This window comes from Streptomyces sp. NPDC004561 (assembly GCF_053602155.1).
Window position 1 is genome coordinate 1 of the sequence record NZ_JBSGDB010000128.1, and the last position, 20,356, is coordinate 20,356.

Genomic DNA, 20,356 nt, shown 5'->3' on the forward strand with positions numbered 1-20,356 from the left:
GATCGCCGCCGGCGGACCGGTCGGCGATGCGGGCGGCCCGCCGTACCAGCGTGTCGCCCTCCGGGCCGCCGGTCAGCGCGACCACCACCCGCTCCCGGGTCTCCCACACCCCGCCGATGCCGTGCCGCGAGCGGTACTCCTGGAGCGCCTCGGCGACCCGGTCGGCCGTCCACAGCAGCGCCAGCTGCCGAAGGGCGGTGAGATTGCCGGGCCGGAAGTAGTTGGCGAGTGCGGCGTCGATCTTCTCGGGGGCGTGGATGTTCCCGTGCGCCATGCGCCGGCGCAGCCCCTCGGGCGGCATGTCCACCAGCTCGATCTGCCAGGCGCGTCGCACCACCTCGTCGGGCACCGTCTCGTGCTGCGGCACCCCGGTGATCTTCTCGACCACGTCGTTGAGGGACTCCAGGTGCTGGACGTTCAGCGCGGTGATCACGTCGATACCGGCGTCGAGCAGGGCCTCGATGTCCTGCCAGCGCTTGGGGTTGCGGCCGTCGCCGGGGACGTTGGTGTGGGCGATCTCGTCGACGATCGCCACGTGCGGCCGGCGGGCGAGGACCGCGCCCAGGTCCATCTCCTCGAAGCGTCCGCCACGGTAGGCGCAGGCCGCGCGCGCAACGGTCTCCAGGCCGTCGAGCATCGCCTCCGTGCGCGGGCGTCCGTGGCACTCCGCGAACCCGATCACCACATCCGCCCCGCGCGCGGCACGGCGCTGCCCCTCATCGAGCATCCGGTAGGTCTTGCCCACTCCCGGGGCCGCACCCAGGTAGACCTTCAGCCGTCCAGGCCGTACGTCACTCATCGCCGCCGACGCACTCCGCTCACTGATGCGACTCCCTCGGTGAAGAAGGGTTCCCGCTCTCAAGGAAGCCGCTTCGCGAGGCGATCGGCGTGGTCGTTGGCGATTCCTTGGCGGCGCTCCCGGAGACATTGACACTGTCTTGATGGGGGCCTGGCCCGATAGGGTGAGGGCAGGTGTGCCGGGAAGTCTGGTCGGCCGGGAGCCGGAGCGGCTTCCGCAATCCCCTTCCGCATCCCCGGGGGACGGCATGCGCAGCGTCGGTACGGTTCTCGCCCTCGTGGTCCTCGCCACCATGGTCGCCACCTTCGCGCGCCGCTGGCGCATCCCCGCCCCCTCCCTCCTCGTGGTCGCCGGTCTCGGCGTCGCCCTGCTGCCGGGCACCCCCCAGATCCAGATCAGCCCACAGATCATCGGCCTCGTCGTCCTCCCGCCCCTGCTGTACGCGAGCGCCGAGGACATGCCCTGGCGGGAGCTGCGCGCGGTGTGGAAACCGGTCGGGATCCTCGCCATAGGGTTGGTGCTGGCCTCCGCCGCCGCTGTGGCCGCGGTGGCCGCCTGGCTCACCCCGCTGTCCTGGCAGATGGCGTTCGTGCTGGGCGCGGTGCTGGCCAGCCCCGACCCGGTGGCGGTGACCGCCCTCGGCCGCAGGCTCGCCCTCCCGCCCCGGGTCCAGGTCCTCGTCCAGGCGGAGAGCCTGTTCAACGACGCGACCTCCCTGGTGCTGGTCCGGGTGGCCGCCGGCATCGCCATCGCCTCGGCCGCCGCGAACTGGGGGGCGGCGGGCGGTGAGTTCGTGCTGCTCGCGGGCGGCGGCACAGTGATCGGCGCGGCCGTGGCCGGGGTGATCACGCTGATCCGGCGCCGCACCGAGGACCCGGTACTGGAGACGGTGATCGCCCTGGTCACCCCCTACGCCGCCTACTTGCTTGCCGAGGTCGCCCACACCTCCGGAGTGACGTCCTGCGTGGTCGCCGGGGTGGTGCTCGGCGGTCGCGGCGACCGGCTGACCAACGCCCGCATACGACTCCAGCTGCACGCCGTGTACGGCACGGTCGTGTTCCTCCTGGAGAGCGTGGTCTTCAGCCTCATAGGGCTGGCTCTCCCCGGCGAGGTGCGGGCGCTGGCCGACGGCGACCGGTCCTGGCCGCTGTACGCCCTCGCCGTCGCCGCCACGCTCGTCGCCGTACGGCTGCTGTGGCTGGCGCCCCTTTCGGCGGTCGTGCAGCGCAGAGGCGGGATCGGCCGCCTGAACTGGCGCCTGCCGATGGTCCTGACCTGGGCGGGGACACGCGGTGTGATGCCGCTGGCCGCCGCCCTGTCCATCCCCGAGATCGCGAAGAACGGCACTCCGCTCACCGACCGCCCGCTCGTCCTGGTCCTCACCACCTCGGTCGTGGTCGTCACCCTCGTCGTACAGGGCTTCACCCTTGCCCCGGTCGTCCGCGCCTCCGGCATCGCCCTGGAACCCGCGCACACGGCACGCGAGGAGGCCCAGGCCCGCTCCCACCTCGCCCACGCCGGGCTGGCCCGCCTGGAGGAACTCGCGGAACTGGAAGTCGTGCCGGACGTCGTGCTCGACAGGCTCCGGCGCGGACTGACCGCCCGCCTCGACGACGCCCGTGACCGACTCGCCGAGCGCGCGACCGACGGAACTCCGGCGGAGTCCGCCGACCGGGCCTACCGCCAGCTGCGCCGTGATCTCATCACCGTGGAGACCACCGAACTCCAGCGCCTCTACGACGCACACGCCATCAGCGACACCACGCGCCGCCGGCTGCAGCGGTCGCTGGACCTGGAGGAAGCGCGGCTGGCGGACGTCTAGCGGAACTCGGCCGGCCGCGGACGCAGCCCCGGCACACCCAGGAGCATCGCCGCGCACAACAGCCCGTCCACCCACGGAAGCAAGCCGTTCACCGCCGAGCGGCCCGCGCCGACGGAGGACGTGAAGTGGGCGCGGTTGATGCCCGCCACCTGGTCCAGAGCGGCCATCCACGCCTCGAAGTGGGCGCGTTGGACGTGCCGGGCTCCCAGCCCATGCAGAACTCGACTGCCTCGCGTTCCCTGCCGGCCGCGAGCAGCGCGCGGATCCTGCGGTCGTCGCGCTCGTAGACGGCGTACGTCTCCACTGTCCTCTCCGCCTCCGGCCATACCTGGGCCGCGGTGGGCCGCACCGGCCGCATCCTGGCGGTGGCCTGCACGTACGTCCGAGGCACCGGCTACGAGGACGTGGCGGTGTACACGGTCCCCGACCGCCGACACCACCGCCTCGCCCTGGCCTGCGTCACCGCCCTGTGAGCGGACATCACCTCCCGCGACCACACCCCGAGCTGGAACTCCTCGGTCCACAACCGCGCCGGCCGCCTCCTGGCCTGGAACGCCGGCTTCCGCCTGGTCCGCGAATACGTCCACTACGCGGCCGGCAGCCCGGTGTCACACCATCGGCTCAGCGTCTGGCGGCGCACCCGCAAGAAGGAGATGACAGTGCCCGGGAAGTGTCCAATTCTCACCCTCCCGATTCTCGGAGGCCGAGGCGAGAACGCGTAAGGATCCCGTCAGGATCGGTCGCGACGCGTTAGGACTCCGTCAGCGGCAGTCGCCGGACCGCACAGAGGCGCTTAGCGTCAGCCCCATGCGACGGAGCAGACCGGAGGCCCCGGCCGGCGACCGCCACTGGCGCGGCGGCGCTCGGTTCGCGGTGGGCTGCGCCCTGGCCTTCTGCACCATGAGCCTCCTGGTCGACTGGAACGCGGGAAGCCTGACGCCGCTCCGTGCCCTGCTCTGGTCCTCTCTGTCGGCCGCTGTATGCGTGGTACTGCTGCCGCAGCGCGTGAGTGCGGGTCGCGGCTGGCTGGCGGTACGCACCCCCTGGCGCCGGCGCATCGTCCACACGGACGCGCTGACGACCGTATGGCAGTACGACGGCGTCTCCTCCCACCTGGTCATGCGGGACGTCCACGGCCACCGCCTGGAACTCGACCCCCGTGTCCTTGCCGCCAACCCATTGATCTGGCACGAACTCGACGCGGGCGTACGCCGTTCCGCCGAGCGCGGCACTCTGCGCCACGGCGCAGACGTCCTGGAGCGACTCGGTCACCGAATCGACGACGAGACCGCACAGGCGGTCCTCAGGGCGTCCGGGCTCTCCTGACAGGGCAGTGGCGGATACCCAGAGCAGCCATGGCTGGGGAGGTTCTCGCAGCGTTCGACCGGCACGTGCATCACGCCCTCGCGGTGGGGCCGACGGCATCAGCAGCGTACGACCAGAGCAGGTCCCGGACCTGCTCTACCTTCCTCTCCCGCGGGCCGCCTTCACGGCACTCGCGCCCAACTGGTCGCAGTCTGGACCTGAGCCGCGTGCCCGCCGGAGCCCTGGACGTGCATCTGCGACCGGTCGACATGGACGAGGTCATGGCCGTCGCGCTCGGCGACCTCGGGCCGGGTGGTCACACCCTGACACCGGAGATGGCCGAGGATCTCCCGGACGTGATCGCGGACGCCACGGTGCTCACCAGGGTGGTGACGGACCTGGCGGCCCACGCGCTGCGGCGCAGTCCCGACGGCGAGCCCCCCGCCGTGGCCGTGAGGACGGCCGACGGCAGGGCCGAGATCCGGCAGGCCGATCACGGCGCCCCGACGTCGAGGCGAGGGAGGCGGTCGGTGCTCCGGTTCCTGTTACCGGCCTGGTGCCGTGCCTATGCGCAGATCTCGTGCCACTGATCGGTGGCGAACTGCGGTGGGACGGCACGGCAGGCGGGGGTCTGACCGCCGTGCTGAGCGTGCCCGCGGCGGCCGGGAGCGGGGTCGCGGCGCGTCGAGCGGCGGACCGAGTTCCCGCCCGGCTGAGCCGCCGCCGGCCGCCCATCGACCGGCAGACGGCGGTACGGACGTCGCCGACCGCACCGGGCCGCTCGCCGGGCCGGGGCGGAACTCGTCGGCGACCATGTCCGGGCTACGGCGCCGCGAGGTCGACCAGCACCACGGCGAGCAGGAGCACGAGCGTTCCGGCGGCGACGAACCCGTAGTCCAGCAGAAGGCGTTCGCCGCTGTGGACGACGACGGTGCCGGGGTCGGCCGGGTCGTAGGTGATCAGCAGTGTGTCGCCGTCGTGCAGTGGCCGCCGTCGTGTCGCCGGTACGGGGCTGCCGATCTCCACCACTTGGCCGGTCTCCGTGCTGAACTGGAGCAGCGGGCGCGGCGACGAGGGCTCGTCGCCACGCGCCTGGGGGTTGCGCTTGACCAGTGCCCAGGCTTTCACACCGGTGCGTTCGATCCTGCGGGTCCGGCGCAGGCCGGTGAGTCCGGCGAGCGCCATCACGCAACCGCCGCAGGCGGCGAAGACCGCCATGACGACCGTGTCCGCCGTGCTCACCCCTGCCCGAAAGTGTGATACACACCCCAGGGCCCGCCGAGAGAAAATCCCAGTGGGCCCTATAAGGTTCAGCCCGATCCCATAATCCCGTAGCCAAATCGACTGGTTCCGCGACAAATGACTCGGCTACCCATTCAGGCACCCCTCCGCAAGGAACTGCCTATAGACGAGGTCAAGCAGTGCCGCGTATGCGTGTTGCGAACGGACGACGGCTTGGTCTTTCTCCGATGCCGTTTCAGTGAGCTGATCAATTCGCTGCATCAACTCCTCGAGCATCGCGAGAAGGTCGACCCGCGCCGGTTTGAAGACACCGTCCTCGACGAATCTGATGATCGTCGTGACGTATTCGTCTGCCTCCGCCAGATCGGCGTAAGTCATCTTCAAGGCCTGAGTCGATCCACTCGACGGAAATGGATGACGACACCAAATAGTGTAGGAATCCATGAAAGTCAGCGTCATCCGAATCACCTTGCTATCCGTCGTCTTCATTTGTGTACCAGAAGGATATAACCCTTCCGTCGGGTCCGAGAATACCGCCCTGACCGGTCTTGGGGTCGACGTACTTCACGCCGAACTCGCCGTCGTCGCCGACCGGCACTCTCTTCGCGTTCAAGCCAGCCTTCCCCCCGGTTGCGCCAGGCGCTCGACCCAATCTTTGGCATCCTGCAAGTATTGATCGCGCGTCACCCCTGCCCGGACTCCATGCCTCTGGACGTAGTGCCATTCGAAGCTCGATTCCGAAGTTTTGAAGCTACCCGGATGCCAGACGTCCTTGACCGAACACGCACTCGCATTGTGTACCAGTACGGGCGTGGCGCCTGCCAGCACGTAGTAGGTGTGGAGGTCGTCGTAGGTCGCGGTGAGTTTCTGGGGGCCGTCGGGGGTTGTGATGGTGAGTTCGTCGAAGTGTTTGTCGCCGTCGGTAATGATGAGGTGGCTGACCTTGCGGGGTACGGTGCGGCCGGTGATTGGGTCAGTGGCCAGGACGCTGTCGCCCGAGTGGATGGTCTCGATGCCCTTGGTGTGGCTGTTGACCATGAGGACTTTGGTGCCTGCTGGGAAGCACTGGGTGCACCCCTTCGCATAGCGAGCGGCGCGCAGGTCTTCCAGCGCTTCCATGCCTCGTTCGAGGAGCTTGAATTTCGAGCTGAGCAGGAGGTCTTCGCCGAGCTGGAGGCAGGCGGCGGGGTCGCCGCCCTTGCAGGCGTCGAGTTGACCGAGGCCGAGGAGGTCCTTCTCAACGTTCCACAGCTGCTCCATCGCCGCGTTGGCGGCAGGAGCCTGGGAGAGGATCGTGCAGAAGGTCTCGTTGTGCTGGCACCAGCGCGCCGGACGTTCGACGGCGTCACAGCCCAGGACGCCACAGCGGTAGCGGGCTTCGGCCTGGCTCCCGGTGTCCTTCTCGGCGGCCTTGCGTTCGGCCTCCTTCTTCTCCACGGCCGCCTGGAACGCGTCCTTGAAGGCCTGGTCGGCGGCCTTGGAGTCCTTGCCGGCCGCGAGTTCGGAGGCCCGGGCGCGCTCTCCGGCACTGTAGGCGTCAGCGGCGGATGCCTGCGCCCACTGGGCGGAGCCGGCAGCATCAACGGCGGAGACGGCCGCGGCGTTGGCGGACTGGTTGGCGGAGGCGGCGGCCTTGGCGGCGGTGTGTGCGGAGGCGGCCGCCTGGTCGGCGGAGGCCTGGGCGTCCTTGGCAGACTTGGCCGCCTGGTCCGCGTAGCCCTTGGCCTGCTTGGCCGACGCATCGGCCTTCTTCGCCCAGTCGGCAGCCTGGTCCTGAGCCCTGGCCGCGATGGCGGCGGCCCTGTGGGCCTGGGCGGCGTTCTGCTGGGCGGTGGCCGCAACACCGGCGGCGTCCGCGATCAGCTGGGCGATCTGCGCGGTGTGGGTGGCACCCAGGGAGTCCTGACGCTGGGCCTTGTACTGCCCGACCTGGATGAACTCATCCAGCAGGTCGTCGGGGCCCTCCAACGCGATCCGGGCTGCGGACTTCACCTGCGGGCCGCCGCTGTCGATCAGCTGGGCCGAGCGGACACGCTCGTCCTGGGTCCGCGCCTCGTACTGCCCGGTGGTCAGGAACTGGCGGAACTTCTGCGGGTCGTCGGAGTCCAGAGCGGCGCGGCCGGCCTCTTTCACGATCGGTCCGCCGACGTCGATGATCTGGGCGATGTTCACCCGGAAGTCCTGCGCCCCGGCCTCGTACTGCCCGGTGGCCAGGAACGCCGACACCTGGTCGTCGCTGCCCTTGAGCGCTTCCTCGGCGGCGTTGCGGACCGAGGCCAGGGAGCTTTCCTTGGCGAGAGTCTGCACGCGGTAGCGGTCGTCCTGGTGGGTGGCCTGGACCCGGCGGGTGGTGAGGTAGTCGATGACGTCCTGGTCGGTGTCGGTGAGGGAATCCTCGGCGGCGCCCCTGCTCCACGGCTCGCCGCTCTGCATGGTCGCCAGCGCAACCTTGCGGCCGGCCGCGGCGATGGTCTTGAGGTCGGCTCCGGGCTGCGCGGCCTGCGCCCGATTCGGACGGCGGCAGTGGCCTGGGCACGGCGATGATCCTGATCGTGGCGATGACGGTCGCGGCAGGTGCCACCGTGTGGACGAGCAAGGGCAATGGCGACCAGCCCACCATGGTGGGCCTGGTGCTCGCCTCCACCCTTCTCAGCCCGATTACTGCACCGCTGGTGATCCAACTCCTGGCACCGCTGCTCAGCGGCGGCTACGCCGACTCGTTTGCCGCAAGCGTCCACACCACGGGCGGTGGCTTCGCCTTCGTCGGCGTGGTGCTGCCCTGCGCGACGGGAATCCTGGTCCGGCTCGCCCAGTCCACGCCGTTGCTCGGCCGGGCGCTGACCACGGTCGTGCCCGCGGCCCTGGTCGGCTCGCTCGTCACGACATACGTCAACGCCAGCGGCGCCCTCGGCTCCTTCGTCGCCCAGCCGCGCCCCCTGCTGCTGGGCGACGCGCCGGCCGTGGCAATCCAGGGGCCGCCTGGCTGTGCCTGCGTGCATGGCCGGGACCCCGGTCAGGGCTTCAGCGAGGCACGGACGAGAGCGTGCAGTTCATCGTCGGTGACGGCCGCCATGTCCGTGGACCGTAGCCGAATGGTGGCCTTTCCGCTGATGAGCGCGGGATGACGGGAGCTGAAGCCACCATCGCGGTCTGTTCCCCACCCGTAGATCGAGACGCCGTGCTGCCAGACACCGACGTACAGCCTGCGCTTTTCGACCTGGTAGGTAGGCATTCCGTACGACAGTGCCACGCTCGCCTGCGGGAATTCCTCCAGGATCAGCCCGCTCACCCGGTCGAAGAGCGAGCGGTGATCTGGCGCGATGGCGTCGATGTACTCCTGCACAGAGTCCATGCGACCCATTGTGGTCCTCCCGCGAACCCCCGCTGCTGCGGTTCGGCCGGTCGCGCCCGACTGTCGCGGCTTCATGGCAGGGCCCGGGGCGTGCGTCACCAGCGGCCTGCTCCAGCCCGTCAGGCCGCTGACCAGGGAAGATGGAGAACTGGGACGGGAGTATTTAGGGTCAGCACGTGGCGTTCATCATGGTGTGCGAAGACGACTCGGCCGTCCGCGGCGTCCTCAAGCGCGCCCTGGAGCACGACGGCCACACCGTCTCCGTCGCCGCCACGGCCGACAGCCTGCTGCGGCAGCTCGCGCGGGCGCCGCATCTGGTCGTCCTGGATCTCGGGCTCCCGGACGCCGACGGCCGCGACGTCTGCCTGGCCCTCCGGGCTCGCGGCGTCGACGCGCCGGTGTTGATGCTCACCGCCTTGGACGGCCTGCATCACAAGGTGGGCGGCTTCGAGGCCGGCGCCGACGACTACATGACCAAACCCTTCGACATCCCGGAACTGCTGGTCCGCGTCCGAGCGCTGCTGCGCCGGGCCACCGTGGCGCCCGCACCGCGCGAGGTCGTCCTCGATCCGGCGAAGCACGTGGTGACCTACGATTCGGTAAGCATGAGCCTGACCCCGACCGAGTTCCGGCTGCTGGGCCGCCTGATCGCCTCGCAGGGCGACGCGGTACGCCGCCACGCCCTCACCGCTGCCGGCTGGCCGCACGGGGCGCAGGTCAGCGACAACACCCTCGACTCCTACGTGCGCCGGCTGCGGGCCAAGCTCGGTCCGCTGGGTGTGGCCGAGCGTCTGGCGACCGTCCGCGGAGTGGGCTACCGGTGGCAGTGACGGGATTCCGCGGGAGGGTCGTCGCGCTCACTGTGCTGATCGCCACCGCCGTGGTCGCGATCCTGGTCGTGGTCTCGCACGTGCTGCTGAGCGGGGTGACAGACGCCGACGCGCGCGATCTGGCGCGCACCCGCGCCGAGGCGGTAGCGGCGAACGTCACCGTCGAGGGCGGCCGTGTCGTACTGACGGAGAACAGCAGCGAGGCGCTCGACGAGGTCGCCTGGGTGTATGCCGACGGCCGCCTGATCGACGGGAACGTGCCGCCAAGCGTGGTCGAGCGCGTCGAGGCGCTGGCAGGCTCACGGCGATCGCAGACCGCCGCCGTCGGCAACTACCTCCTGTACGCGCGCCAGCTCCCGATCGACGGCCACCACGTCATGGTGATCGTCCGGGTGGACCTCACGCCCTACGAGACATCCGAGCAGCGCAGCCTGACCTTGTCGCTGATACTGGGCGGCCTCACGATCCTCCTCGCCGGTGGTGTCGCGCACCTCGTGGTGCGCCGCGCGCTGCGGGTCGTGCACGAGATGGCCGCCCTCGCCGACGACTGGGGCCATCACGAACCCGGGCACCGGTTCAACCTCGGAGTCCCCCACGACGAGTTCGGGGAACTGGGGCGGACCCTGGACCACCTCCTGGAGCGCGTCGACAACGCGCTGGCGGACGAGCGTCGGCTCACCGATGAGATCGCCCACGAGCTGCGGACACCGCTCACGGTCCTGCGGGGCGAGGCGCAGCTGGCGCAGCTGTCCGGCGAGCCGGTGCCGCCGGAGGCGGTGCTGAGCGAGGTCGACCGCCTCGATGCGGCGATCACGACGATTCTCCGCGCCGCGCGCGCACGGACAGACGCTGGGACCCGGTGCGATCTGCGCTCCGCCGCACGGCAGGCGATCGCCGGCCGCGCGGTCGAGGTCGCCTTTCCCGCGAAGGCCGAGGTCGCCGTGGCGGCCAACGTCGCCGTGTCGCTGCTGTCGCCCCTGCTGGAGAACAGCCTGCGGCATGCGCGGTCGCGCGTGTGGATCACCGCGCGCATACAGGGTGAGGCAATCGTGGTCGACGTCCTGGACGACGGCCCCGGGTTCGATCCCGCGGAGGTCGATCGGGTCTTTGAAGCGGGCGTGACCGGCGGCGGCGGGTACGGGCTGGGGCTGCCGGTGGTCCGGCGCATCGCCGCTTCGGCCGGTGTGGAGGTCCGCGCGATCGCGGACGGCCGCGGTCACGTCGAGGTGACGCTCCCGGCCGCGCGTGCGGCCACGTAGTCAGGTTGCGTGCAGGTTTCCCGAGTAAACCTCCCTGCATGACAACCACAACGGAAGCACGCACGCGCAGCGGGCGGCTCATGCTCAACAAGGTCCCCGAGGTCACCATCTGGTTCTGGGTGATCAAGATCCTGTGCACGACCGTCGGCGAGAGCTTCGCCGACTGGATCAACATGAAGCTGGGCGTCGGCCTGGTGAACACGGCCTGGATCTTCACCGCGGTTTTCGTAGTGGTCCTGGCCGTCCAGTTGCGGCTGAAGCGGTACGTTCCGTTCCCCTACTGGCTGACCGTGGTCGTTGTCAGCGTCACGGGCACCTTGTACACGGACATCCTGACCGACCAGCTGAACGTGCCGCTGTGGATCAGTTCCGCGGTCTTCTCGGTGCTGCTCGCGGTGGTCTTCGGCGTGTGGTGGGCGCGTGAGCGCACGCTGTCGATCCACTCGGTCACCACGCTCCCGCGGGAGTCGTTCTACTGGCTGACCGTCCTGGTCACCTTCGCGCTCGGCACCGCGACCGGCGACTGGACCCTGGAGCTCACCGGCTGGAGCCCGGGCGTCTCGGTCCTGCTGCCGCTCGGCCTCATCGCGGCGATCACGGCGCTGTGGAGGTTCGGCGCGAACCCGGTGCTGTCCTTCTGGCTCGCCTACATCCTGACCCGCCCGCTGGGCGCGAACATCGGCGACTGGCTCGCCTCCCCCAAGGTCGCCCAGAACCCGGGCGACCCGACCGGTCTCGCGCTGGGCACGTTCACCACCAGCCTGATCTTCCTCGGCCTGATCCTGGCGACGGTGGTCTACCTGACGGTGACACGCTCGGACGTGACCGAGACTCACGAGGCGACCCACGCCGCACCGGCCACCAGCAACCCGCGCAAGGAGCGCACCGCGCTTGCCGGCTTCGGACTGCTGGCCGTCGCCACCGCGGGCCTGCTGGTCTGGGCCCACGGCCAGCCGCACGTCGGCCCGGCGCCGGAGACCGACAACACCACCGCCGTCCAGATGGCCCCCGGCCAGGCGGTGAAGAAGTTCCCGCCCGCGAAGGTCGACGCGCTGAAGAAGCTCGCATCGACCTCGCTCAAGGACGCACGCTCGGGGGACGCGGCCGGAGCCCATGGGGCAGCCCAGTCGCTGCGTGACCTGTGGGATGCCGACCAGGCATCGCTGCAGCCGCTGGACGGAACCGGCTGGACCTCCATCGACGCCCAGATGGACAAGGTGCTCAAGACGTTCGGCATCGATCACTCGAACCCGCCGATGTCGCCTGCGCAGCAGGAGAAGGAACTGAACGCCCTCCTGACGGACATGGGCTGACAGACCGCACAGCGCCCGGCCGGCCGACCCGGCCGACGGGCTCAGTGTGTGCCGGGGTGTGCCGAGAACCGCGCCGCCTGTGGCAGCGCGGGCATGTCAGCGGACTCTCGTGGGCGGTCGAAGCCGGCGTCAATGGCTTCGACCGCCCCGCTGCTCCCCCGGGCCGGTCAGTCGCGGTGGCGGCGGATGCGCCAGGAGCAGGCGCCGGTGACCCCTCGGACCCGGCCCTGCCCGCCTGCCTGCGCCGGCGCGACACCAGGCCCGCCACCCCGACGTCCTCGCCCGCCCAATGGCGCGAACGCGTCGGCATCCGCAGCGAGAAATAGCCAGGAGGAGTGTTTGGGCCTTGGCCCAGGCAAGGTCCACTAGTCGGAACGCTCGGCCGACACCATCTCGAACCGCTTCGGGAGCCGATGGACGTCACCGGAGACCATTGCCGGATCGGCGATCGCGTCGGCAGCGGACCCTGGCAGTTCCTCCTCCGCGCACCAGCGCTGCGGGAGGAGCAGTACGCCGGCCGTGAGCAGCACCACGGTCCACAGCCGCAGGGTCCCGAGCAGGGACGCGTCGCCGATGACACCCGGCGCCAGATGCAGGCCCGTGAAGGCGGCCGGAGACCACACCGGGACGGGGCGCTGCAGGCCCAGGAGCTCCCAGCACAGAGCGCCGAGGAGCAGGCCGGCGCTGTAGTAGTCGTAGACGCCCGGGTCCAGCACGATCCGGGCGCCGACCCCCAGCAGCAGCACCGCCTGCCAGCGGCGTCGCACGACCGCGAGCACGCCCAGGACGCAGCCCAGACCGAGCTGCGCCATGCGGTCCCACGAGGGCGTCCCGGCGGTGGCGACGCCGAGCGCGCGCAGGGCGGAGGAGGGCTCGTTGACGATGGTGTACTGCGCGGCGGTGAGCGTGCCCGGGTCGGCGATCACGAAGGGCAGCCAGGCGAGCAGGACGGTGGCGGCCGCGTAGACGGCGACGTGCCGCCGCCGGATCCGGGGCGCGGCCAGGACCAGCGGCAGGAAGGCCAGTGCCCAGGGCTTGGAGTCGGCGGCCAGGCCCAGGCAGAGACCCGCCAGCGCCGGACTGTCCGCGATCAGGGCCCGGACCGCGAGCACCGCGAAAAGCAGCGCCAGCACGTCGTCGAGGTGGCCGTAGTGCACGGACAGCGACTCCCACACGACGAGGAACACACCCCCGCCCAGGAGCACGGTCCGCCGCAGGGCCGCCGGTCGTCGCAGCAGGCCCGGCCGCGCGAGCACCGCGCAGCGCTCCAGGGTGTGCAGCACCAGCAGGCCGGCGGCTGTCATCGCCAGCTGGCCCGCCACCATCCCGTTGCCCGGCCCGATCGAGCGCAGTACCTGGGCGCCGGCGAAGGCGACCGGACCTATCTGGAGGCTCGGATAGTTCGCGTAGAGGTGCAGGCCGCCCGCCGGGCTCGCGCCGGAACCGTCGAACAGCAGCGCACTGCCGTGGGCGAAGTAGTGCCACGAGTAGCCGCCGCCCGGCATGTACACGAGCAGCCACACCAGCGCCCACAGCCCGAGCGCCCACCGATGCCAGGTGCGTCGCAACGACACGCTCCCCACCTCCCCCTCAGCTGATCGCTTGTGTGCGGATCGCTCCCGAGGGGAGGACGTTCCTCCCGACCAGCCGGGTTCCCATCGTTTGGTGTGGTTTTGCTGTGACTTGAGCCGCCGGACGCTCCGAGCTGGCCGGCTGGACTGGCACCTGACAGCACCTGCCATCGCCCTCTGCCCCTCGCTGTGATCGCTCAGGGTGGGCTCGGTCGATGAGGGGTGCGACGTCGTTCCTCGCCTCCAAGCGGCCGAAGGACTTCCGGAACACGGTCACAGATCTCGCTCAGGACCTGGCCACGTGTGGCATCGAGTGTGTGGAGGAGGCTGTCCAGGCGGGCGTCGAGGGGCTCGGTTCGGGTCTCGACCAGGCCGTTGGTGTAGAGAGCGATGCTCAGCCACGGCGTAACCAAGGAGTGGTGGGGACATGGAAGAGGGCTGCATAACCGCGGAGTGGCGAGCCGCCTGCGCTGGCTGACGCCGATCAAGTGGGCCACAGGTGGGCCGTGGTACCGAAGCAGCCCCTCACCTGCGGTGTCACCGAAGGGAAGGGTTTCCGGTGGGCTCCGGCTTGCTGGCAGGCCGTGGCACATCCAGCGCTTGACGGCGCGAATGAGCACGGGTGGACCGCGCGTTGTTCTGCGTGCGGCCCACCCGTGCCGGGGTCACAGGTCGAGGGTCAACGGACCGGCAGGACCTGGGTGTGGTCCTTCTGGACGGCCTGCAGGTTGTGAGGGTTCAGGCCCAGGAGGGACAGGATCGTCGGGGCGATCTGGGTGGTCTCGACCTGAGCGGACTTGGTCACGCCTGCCGGGGTGCCTGTGCCGGAGATGACGAGCGGCACGTTCAGGTCGTCAGCGTGGGCGCCGCCGTGTTCGGCGATCTTCTTGGTGCCGCCCGTGTAGACCACGCCGTACTTGGCGATGCCGAACAGGTCCGGGACCCGGGCGTCACCGGGCTTGACGCCGAAGTACGCGGCCGCCTCCTTGCCCGCGTAGACCCTGCTGAGCCCGCCGTTCGTGAAGGACTTGGTGGGCTTGCCGTTGATGTCGGTGCCCTTGCCGCTCTGCGACAGCAGGTACTGCTTGGCGAACGAGGTGGCCTCGGCGGAACGGTCGTTCAGCCACAGCAACATGCCGTCGTCGTCCACGGAGTGCGCGACGAGATCGCCGGCACCTGGGTGCTTCTTCTTCCAGGCGGCGTTGAGCCCGTCGAGCAGCGGACCGTCGTCGACGCGGGTCAGGGCCTTGGGGTCGGTGGGCGACTGGCCGTGCTTGGCGGACAGAACGATGTCCGTGCTGGAGGCCAGGCCCTTGGACCGGATCTCCTTGACCATCGCGCCGACCTCGGTGTTGACGTAGTCGAGGTTCTTCTGCAACAGCGGGCCGGGGACGTTCTTGGCGGCGTAGCCGCCCTTGAGGCCCTCGGAGGAGGGCAGCTTCTGCGCGGTGGAGACCGACTGGAAGTTCATGCCGAAGATCGCCGGGGTGCCGACCTCGTGACGGCCGCTGTGGTCGTAGCCGTCGATCTCGTTGAGGACGGCCTTGACCTTGTAGCTGTCGTACTGCTCGGTCGCCTTGTTGTCGGTGGTCCAGTCGTTTCCGGCCGGGTAGCCGTCTGCGTCGCTGTTGATCTCCGGGGAGAACTGGTCCTGGATGCCCGTGCCCGAAGGGCCGTTGAGGATGTCGTAGGCGATGTGCTTGTCCGACCAGGCGGTGCGCAGGCCGGCCTTGCGGGCCACGTTGAAGACGGTGTTCACCTGCAGGTACGAGTGCGGGTAGACCGGCTTGCAGGTCGTGGGATCGACGGGCAGCTTGCTCGGGTCGAGCAGGCTCTGCGGCCGGCCGGTCATCTGCAGGATGCTGCCGGGCAGGTTCTTCAGGCCCTGGCCGGCATCGAGGGAGGCCTTGTTCTTGTCCATGTCCTCGGTCATGTCCACCTCGACGCCGGGCTTGACGCCCTTGCAGGTGGTGGTGCCGGCCGGGAGCAGTGCGTGGTTGTACACGTCGTCGTAGTAGATGCCGGTGGTCCCCGGGCCGCCGCCGGTGACCTGGGCGGTCATGCCAGGGAAGGAGTCCGAGGGGTTGGTGGTGTGCGCGTTCGTGTAGTGCACGCCGCCGTCTACCAGCCGGGCCAGCGCGGAGCCGGGGTGGCGGGCGATGTACCAGGCCAGATCCGACTGGTGCAGACCGTCAACGGACAACAGGAGGACATGCTTGGCGGCTGCGGGCTTCTGCGGCGCGGCGGAGGAGCCGGTGAGCTCCGACGCCGCAGCGAGCGAGCCTCCGGCGAGGGTCATGGCGACACCGAGGGCGGCGGCCAGTCGTATGGATCGGCGGGTCACGGCTAACTCCAGTTGCTACTGATGACGCGGGCAGCGATGCGGGACATGAGTAGCCGCCGGCTCTGTCCCAACAGCGACTGGAATATGAACATTTGACAAACCCGCCGCATTTGCCCCTCCACGTAAGGCCGCGGTTCCGTGGCGCTGGAGCGACGGAAGTGAAGCAGGCATTGGTCTCGGCCAGCCTGCACGAGGTCTCGGCCGCAGAGGTTGAGAAGACGTTGAGAAGACGTTGAGCAGGCGGGCGGCGCCCCTGTCAGCACAGGCGCAACGGTGCCGTCGGCACGCTCGGACAGCGAAGAGGGACCACATGCCCGGGGCGCGCGCCGTCGCCTCCCGTCGGCTGGTCAGCATCCGGCAACTGGCGCCGTGGGCCAGGAGGAGGCATGACGCTCCGGAGGCGGAGCTGCCAAATCATCTGCTACGTGGTTGGCGGGCGCATTAGGGGGCTGGGTACATCAGGGGCATACCGCGGGTTCGAGCCCGAGTCCCTTCAGCCGGCCGTCTCGGTTTCCGTCTCGTTCACCGCCTTTCGGGGCCGTTCACGACGCTTCGGCCACGTCACTCGAAACTCGGACGAGTCCGCCATGTACGCAGGTGAACGGTCCTGTACGCGGCCCAACGCCCCACCAACGGACCTGGAAGGCGCGTTGGGTTGACCGACCAGTCGGCAAGTGCTGCGAACAGCGGCGCCAGGCTGAGTCCCCGTTCGCTGATCTCATGCTCCACCTGCGGCGGAACCTCGGGGTGGTAGGTGCGCACGACGAGACCGTGCCGGCAACGACGGGCCCCATTGGGTCCGTCGGGCGGGCGGTGCTTCCAGGCGGCGCGCGCACCTCAGACGACAACGGGGCCGACCAGGTCCGGGGCGACGTCTCGCTCTCGGCGCCGCCCATGTCGAGCGACTTGCTCCGACAACATGTGCGCCTTCCCCCGCTCCATGCCTCGCCATGGAAGACTGAGTCGTCACGCGGTGCCGCGTCGACTGCCCCTCTGACAGCGGCAGTTGGCCCTACAGGACCCGCCACCTCGTCTAATCCTCCCGAACGCGCCGGTTCGTACGTTGCATCTACGGATGCCCCGAACGCCCAGCGCGACTCAGGAGGACCACAGTGGCGCACGTCTCACCCACGCCCGGCTTGAAGGCGTTCTCCGTCGTGCAGGCGATCTACCTCCAGGACCCTCCGCTGTGACGAGGGCCGGGGCGCGAAGCCCCCTTTTCGGGCCCCGGCCGCATGCCGGTGGGCGCGGACGACCGTGGAATCGACCGACACCAGCCACTCGATGTCGCCCGCCGCGTCCGCCTTCGCCTGAGCGGCTCGCAGCATCCGGTTGAACGTCCCGTCCGCCGCCCACCTGCGGAAACGCGTATGCAGCGTGGCCCACGGGCCGTAGCGCTCGGGCACATCCCGCCAGGCGACACCGGTGCGGAACTTCCACACGATCCCGTTAAGGACCCTGCGGTCGTCCAGCCGCTTCCGGCCCCGCGACGACTCGGGCAACAGCGGCCGGACGAACTCCCACTCGGCATCGGACAGTTCATGGCGGCGTATCACGACATCGTGATCCACCAGCCAAGATCATTTGACGACACTGCCGCCCTCGGATCCTCCGACATCTCTCCGACTGGACACCGCATATCGCGCGATTGTCGACAAGGCCAGCTCACGGTCCTCGCCGACGACAATCCAACCCTTGTCCAGGAGTGATCGCAGCAGCGGGCGGACCTCGTCTCCCAGCTCCTCCGCCAGGTCGTCATCCGAGGGTGGGTGGCCACCCTGAACGCCTCCGGCCAGGTAGAAGACGATGGCCTCCTCCTCCGCGGTGATGTTGAAGTCCATGACCTCGAAGGTATGCGAGGCCCTTTGCCGTCGCACGTCGGCAGCCCATGCGGCAGGACCGGGACGCATGACCATCCCAACCTGGCAATTGACAGCATGCGAGGAGTAGCCGCCGAGCCCGCCGAGTCCTTAGGGCACCCAGAGCCACTTGGTGTAGTTGCCGTCGATCTGGTAACAGCTGAGATAGGTGTCACCGGAGGCGTAGTGCCCGATGTATCCGGGGACGGTACCGAGGGTAGTGGGCCTGTTCGCCTTGGGGATCGTGCTCATCCCCAGGTAGTAGGTCATGTAGTTGTTGCAGCTCGTCGTGTCGACGTCCTTAGGGAAGTCACCGCTTTCACTCTTGGGGACGGCCAGACAGATGTCCGTGTCGTGGAGGCCCCCGTAGACCTCGTGCACCTGGCCCTGGACGACGCCCCACCACTGATTGGCGTCGTTCCGGTTGCACTTCGTCATCGTGACGGCGTACGTGTAGCTGGCGCGGACGCCCCGCATGCACTTGCCCGTGGCCACGTTCTTGAGCTGGTACGCGGCGCCGGAGGCGGACGCAGGTGTGGTTCCCAGCACGATCTGCGTCGCTGCGGCGATGCCTGCGACCGCGAGCACAGCGGTCAATTTGCGCTTCATTCCGTTCCTCCATGTATGCGTGACGCCATGTCAGGCCCGCGTTCCTCGGTTGGCTGCGGCGCCTCGGCGGATGACATCCATCCTTGGGGCACGGTCACCGAAACGGGTGCCGCACGGCGACGGAATGGGCGAAACTTGCCTTCATGGTGCGCGCATCGGCGAATTCCGTACTGAGCCTCATGGACCAGCGGCTGGTGGCCGCGCTGCAGTGCGACGGCCGCCTCACCGCGGAGCACGCGGCCCAGGTGCTGGGACTCAACCCCGCCACCGTGCGCCGTCGGCTGCACGCGCTCGGCGCCGACGGCACCGTACGCGTGGTGGTCTCCCCCGTGGCACGACCGCGCAACGGGGGCGCGGCCGGGGCCCTATTCCTGCGCATCCGGGTCCTGCGGGGGAAGCTCGACACCATCGTGGCCGCACTCGCGGCGCGCGAGGACATCCCGTTCATCGACGTCACCACCTCGGGTGACGAGATCTTCGCGGTCGCCCGCACCGAGCCCGGCTCGCGCGACGCGCTGGTCTTCCGCCAGCTGCCCTCCACCCAGGCGGTCACGTCCCTGGAAAGCGCCACCATCCTGCACGTCTTCCGACTCACCTCCGAGTGGCGGCACCAAGTGCTGACCGCACCCGAACGTGCGGCCCTGACCCCGGCCGAGCCAGCGCCGGTCCCCCGGGCGGCGGCTCCCGATTCCCCAGGCCTCTACGGCGTCGACACCGATGCCCTGGAACAGTCCCTCATCGACGCGCTCACTCCCGACGCGCGGCTGCCCGCCGCGGCGCTGACCGCCCACACCGGACACCCCGAAACCACGGTGCGCCGACGCATCGCCCGGCTGCGTGCTCAGGGCCGCCTGATCACCCAGGTCCTCGTCGATCCCCGCCGGCTCGGGCTGCCCATCGAGGCCAAATTCCTGCTGCACGTGCCCCCCGACCACCTCGCCGCCGCCGGGCAGGCACTGGCCGATCACCCCGCCGTGCACGGCGCGTACGCCACGTCGGGACCCTCGAACCTGCACGCGGCCGCCTACTTCCCAGACCTGACCGCGCTCTACGGCTTCCTCTCCCACGACCTGGTGGGCCTGGGCATCAGCCACATCGAGACAGCCATCGTCAGCCGCGCCATCAAACGCACCCCCGCACCGAACCCCGCCCACCCCACCCTCACGGTCACCCACCACCGCCCGGCGCATGCGGAGCAGGACGAAAGCTGAGAGCGCCCGCTCGGCCCGCTCTTCGGCCGCCGCACAGTCGGCGTGCTCGCGGGCGACTTCGGGGGTGCGGCGCTCACCAGGATCGCAGACCTGTTCCGCCTTCAGCCGTTGGGCCTTCTGACAGGCGCCCTGCTGGGAGGTCACGCACAAAGCCTCGGCGAAGTGCTCCCACGGCACGCCGGCGTCCCGGCCGTGCTCGATCGCCTTCAACTTCCCGGCGTCGGCCTGCTCGCACAGGTACTGCCACAGCTTCACGCGCAGTACCGCGGCCGGGTCACCACCGAGCTCGTGCAGTTCCCGCAGGCGCTGCACGATCTGCCCCATGTTGATCTCACCGAGCCGGACCCGGGGGACGCTTCGGACGGGACCTTGCGATGGACTTCACGAGCTTCCTCGCCACCCTCGAAGCCTTCACCTCCAGCCGGTTCCCAACCCTGGGCACCGCCACGGACCACAGCATGCCGCCGGTGCTCGAAAAGGGGGGTCCGCAGCCCGGGCGGCTGAACCGCGGCAGCCGTGGTGGACGGCCCCCTACCTTCGACCGCGATACCCACAAGCGGCGCAACGTGGTGGAACGGTGCTTCAACAAGCTGAAGCAGTGGCGCGGCATCGCCACCCGGTACGACAAGACCACCGAGTCCTACCAAGCAGCCGTCACCCTCGCAGCCCTGTTGATGTGGGCGTGACATTTGACGTCAGAACCTAGGTCGGGAGTGCTTGCCCATGCACTCGATGATCTCGGGCGGCGATCGTGGTCGGCTGGGCGGCGCCAAGATTGCACGCGCAGAGACCCGCGGCCGCAACGAGGACGCTATCCGGGCCGCGATGGACAGGCTCTTC

At 69.7% G+C, this 20,356-nt stretch carries 20 protein-coding genes and 3 pseudogenes; 10 read left to right on the forward strand and 13 right to left on the reverse strand.

What is annotated here, in order from left to right; genetic code table 11:
- Positions 1 to 799 (reverse strand): annotated as a pseudogene (locus ACWEN3_RS18735) (histidine kinase); the annotation flags it as partial.
- A 247-nt stretch (positions 800 to 1,046) separates the two neighbouring features.
- Here ACWEN3_RS18735 and ACWEN3_RS18740 point away from each other — a divergent pair.
- The gene (locus ACWEN3_RS18740; protein WP_452971929.1) at positions 1,047 to 2,621 is read left to right on the forward strand and encodes a Na+/H+ antiporter; all 1,575 of its coding nucleotides are present in this window, start codon (positions 1,047 to 1,049) and stop codon (positions 2,619 to 2,621) included.
- Here ACWEN3_RS18740 and ACWEN3_RS18745 read toward each other — a convergent pair.
- A complete protein-coding gene (locus ACWEN3_RS18745) occupies positions 2,618 to 2,788 on the reverse strand; it encodes a hypothetical protein (protein WP_452971931.1) in 171 nt (56 codons plus the stop codon). The two genes, ACWEN3_RS18740 and ACWEN3_RS18745, sit on opposite strands and share 4 nt — an antisense overlap.
- A 171-nt stretch (positions 2,789 to 2,959) precedes the next feature.
- Here ACWEN3_RS18745 and ACWEN3_RS18750 point away from each other — a divergent pair, with 171 nt between their 5' ends.
- The 3 genes from ACWEN3_RS18750 (at position 2,960) to ACWEN3_RS18760 (ending at position 4,516) form a co-directional block, all read left to right on the forward strand.
- Positions 2,960 to 3,094, forward strand: coding sequence for a hypothetical protein (locus ACWEN3_RS18750; protein ID WP_452971934.1), 135 nt, complete (start codon positions 2,960 to 2,962; stop codon positions 3,092 to 3,094).
- A gap of 334 nt (positions 3,095 to 3,428) precedes the next feature.
- Entirely contained in the window at positions 3,429 to 3,947 is a 519-nt protein-coding gene (locus ACWEN3_RS18755; RefSeq protein WP_452971936.1) for a hypothetical protein, read from the forward strand.
- Between the two features lie 206 nt (positions 3,948 to 4,153).
- The gene (locus tag ACWEN3_RS18760) at positions 4,154 to 4,516 is read left to right on the forward strand and encodes a hypothetical protein (protein WP_452971940.1); all 363 of its coding nucleotides are present in this window, start codon (positions 4,154 to 4,156) and stop codon (positions 4,514 to 4,516) included.
- Between the two features lie 232 nt (positions 4,517 to 4,748).
- Here the strand turns inward: ACWEN3_RS18760 and ACWEN3_RS18765 are convergent, their stop codons facing one another.
- From ACWEN3_RS18765 to ACWEN3_RS18780, 4 genes are all read right to left on the reverse strand, one after another.
- Complete coding sequence (locus ACWEN3_RS18765; protein ID WP_452971942.1) at positions 4,749 to 5,168, reverse strand: hypothetical protein; 420 nt, start codon at positions 5,166 to 5,168, stop codon at positions 4,749 to 4,751.
- A 126-nt stretch (positions 5,169 to 5,294) separates the two neighbouring features.
- On the reverse strand, positions 5,295 to 5,627 hold the full coding sequence (locus ACWEN3_RS18770; protein WP_452971945.1) for a hypothetical protein: 333 nt from the start codon (positions 5,625 to 5,627) through the stop codon (positions 5,295 to 5,297).
- 13 nt (positions 5,628 to 5,640) lie between these two features.
- Positions 5,641 to 5,781, reverse strand: a complete 141-nt coding sequence (locus tag ACWEN3_RS18775; RefSeq protein ID WP_452971947.1) for a hypothetical protein — start codon at positions 5,779 to 5,781, stop codon at positions 5,641 to 5,643.
- Complete coding sequence (locus ACWEN3_RS18780) at positions 5,778 to 7,601, reverse strand: hypothetical protein (RefSeq protein ID WP_452971949.1); 1,824 nt, start codon at positions 7,599 to 7,601, stop codon at positions 5,778 to 5,780. Before ACWEN3_RS18780 ends, ACWEN3_RS18775 begins: the two co-directional genes overlap by 4 nt.
- A 95-nt stretch (positions 7,602 to 7,696) precedes the next feature.
- Between ACWEN3_RS18780 and ACWEN3_RS18785 the strand changes: the two genes are divergently transcribed.
- Positions 7,697 to 8,293 (forward strand): hypothetical protein, encoded by a 597-nt coding sequence (locus ACWEN3_RS18785; RefSeq protein WP_452971974.1) that lies wholly within the window; start codon positions 7,697 to 7,699, stop codon positions 8,291 to 8,293.
- On the opposite strand, the gene ACWEN3_RS18790 is transcribed toward ACWEN3_RS18785, so the two are convergent.
- On the reverse strand, positions 8,182 to 8,595 hold the full coding sequence (locus ACWEN3_RS18790) for a DUF1801 domain-containing protein (protein WP_452971977.1): 414 nt from the start codon (positions 8,593 to 8,595) through the stop codon (positions 8,182 to 8,184). The two genes, ACWEN3_RS18785 and ACWEN3_RS18790, sit on opposite strands and share 112 nt — an antisense overlap.
- A 101-nt stretch (positions 8,596 to 8,696) precedes the next feature.
- Here ACWEN3_RS18790 and ACWEN3_RS18795 point away from each other — a divergent pair, with 101 nt between their 5' ends.
- Genes ACWEN3_RS18795 through ACWEN3_RS18805 form a run of 3 tightly spaced genes read left to right on the forward strand, consistent with a single transcriptional unit; the run spans position 8,697 to position 11,922 of the window.
- Positions 8,697 to 9,350, forward strand: a complete 654-nt coding sequence (locus ACWEN3_RS18795) for a response regulator transcription factor (protein WP_452971951.1) — start codon at positions 8,697 to 8,699, stop codon at positions 9,348 to 9,350.
- Positions 9,341 to 10,609 (forward strand): sensor histidine kinase, encoded by a 1,269-nt coding sequence (locus ACWEN3_RS18800; protein ID WP_452971954.1) that lies wholly within the window; start codon positions 9,341 to 9,343, stop codon positions 10,607 to 10,609. The genes ACWEN3_RS18795 and ACWEN3_RS18800 overlap by 10 nt, the downstream gene beginning before the upstream one ends.
- A gap of 38 nt (positions 10,610 to 10,647) precedes the next feature.
- Complete coding sequence (locus tag ACWEN3_RS18805) at positions 10,648 to 11,922, forward strand: COG4705 family protein (protein WP_452971957.1); 1,275 nt, start codon at positions 10,648 to 10,650, stop codon at positions 11,920 to 11,922.
- 365 nt (positions 11,923 to 12,287) lie between these two features.
- On the opposite strand, the gene ACWEN3_RS18810 is transcribed toward ACWEN3_RS18805, so the two are convergent.
- The 6 genes and pseudogenes from ACWEN3_RS18810 to ACWEN3_RS18835 form a co-directional block, all read right to left on the reverse strand.
- The gene (locus ACWEN3_RS18810; RefSeq protein WP_452971959.1) at positions 12,288 to 13,496 is read right to left on the reverse strand and encodes a hypothetical protein; all 1,209 of its coding nucleotides are present in this window, start codon (positions 13,494 to 13,496) and stop codon (positions 12,288 to 12,290) included.
- Between the two features lie 676 nt (positions 13,497 to 14,172).
- Positions 14,173 to 15,837, reverse strand: a complete 1,665-nt coding sequence (locus tag ACWEN3_RS18815) for an alkaline phosphatase family protein (RefSeq protein WP_452971961.1) — start codon at positions 15,835 to 15,837, stop codon at positions 14,173 to 14,175.
- Positions 15,838 to 16,398: 561 nt separating this feature from the next.
- Positions 16,399 to 16,614, reverse strand: a pseudogene (locus tag ACWEN3_RS18820) (winged helix-turn-helix transcriptional regulator); the annotation flags it as partial.
- A gap of 347 nt (positions 16,615 to 16,961) precedes the next feature.
- The gene (locus ACWEN3_RS18825) at positions 16,962 to 17,408 is read right to left on the reverse strand and encodes an IS5 family transposase (protein ID WP_452971964.1); all 447 of its coding nucleotides are present in this window, start codon (positions 17,406 to 17,408) and stop codon (positions 16,962 to 16,964) included.
- Between the two features lie 9 nt (positions 17,409 to 17,417).
- On the reverse strand, positions 17,418 to 17,678 hold the full coding sequence (locus tag ACWEN3_RS18830) for a hypothetical protein (RefSeq protein WP_452971966.1): 261 nt from the start codon (positions 17,676 to 17,678) through the stop codon (positions 17,418 to 17,420).
- Positions 17,679 to 17,807: 129 nt separating this feature from the next.
- Positions 17,808 to 18,305 (reverse strand): hypothetical protein, encoded by a 498-nt coding sequence (locus tag ACWEN3_RS18835; RefSeq protein WP_452971968.1) that lies wholly within the window; start codon positions 18,303 to 18,305, stop codon positions 17,808 to 17,810.
- 143 nt (positions 18,306 to 18,448) lie between these two features.
- Here ACWEN3_RS18835 and ACWEN3_RS18840 point away from each other — a divergent pair, with 143 nt between their 5' ends.
- A complete protein-coding gene (locus tag ACWEN3_RS18840) occupies positions 18,449 to 19,516 on the forward strand; it encodes an Lrp/AsnC family transcriptional regulator (RefSeq protein WP_452971971.1) in 1,068 nt (355 codons plus the stop codon).
- Between the two features lie 497 nt (positions 19,517 to 20,013).
- Positions 20,014 to 20,202, forward strand: a pseudogene (locus tag ACWEN3_RS18845) (transposase); the annotation flags it as partial.
- Between the last annotated feature and the right edge of the window lie 154 nt (positions 20,203 to 20,356).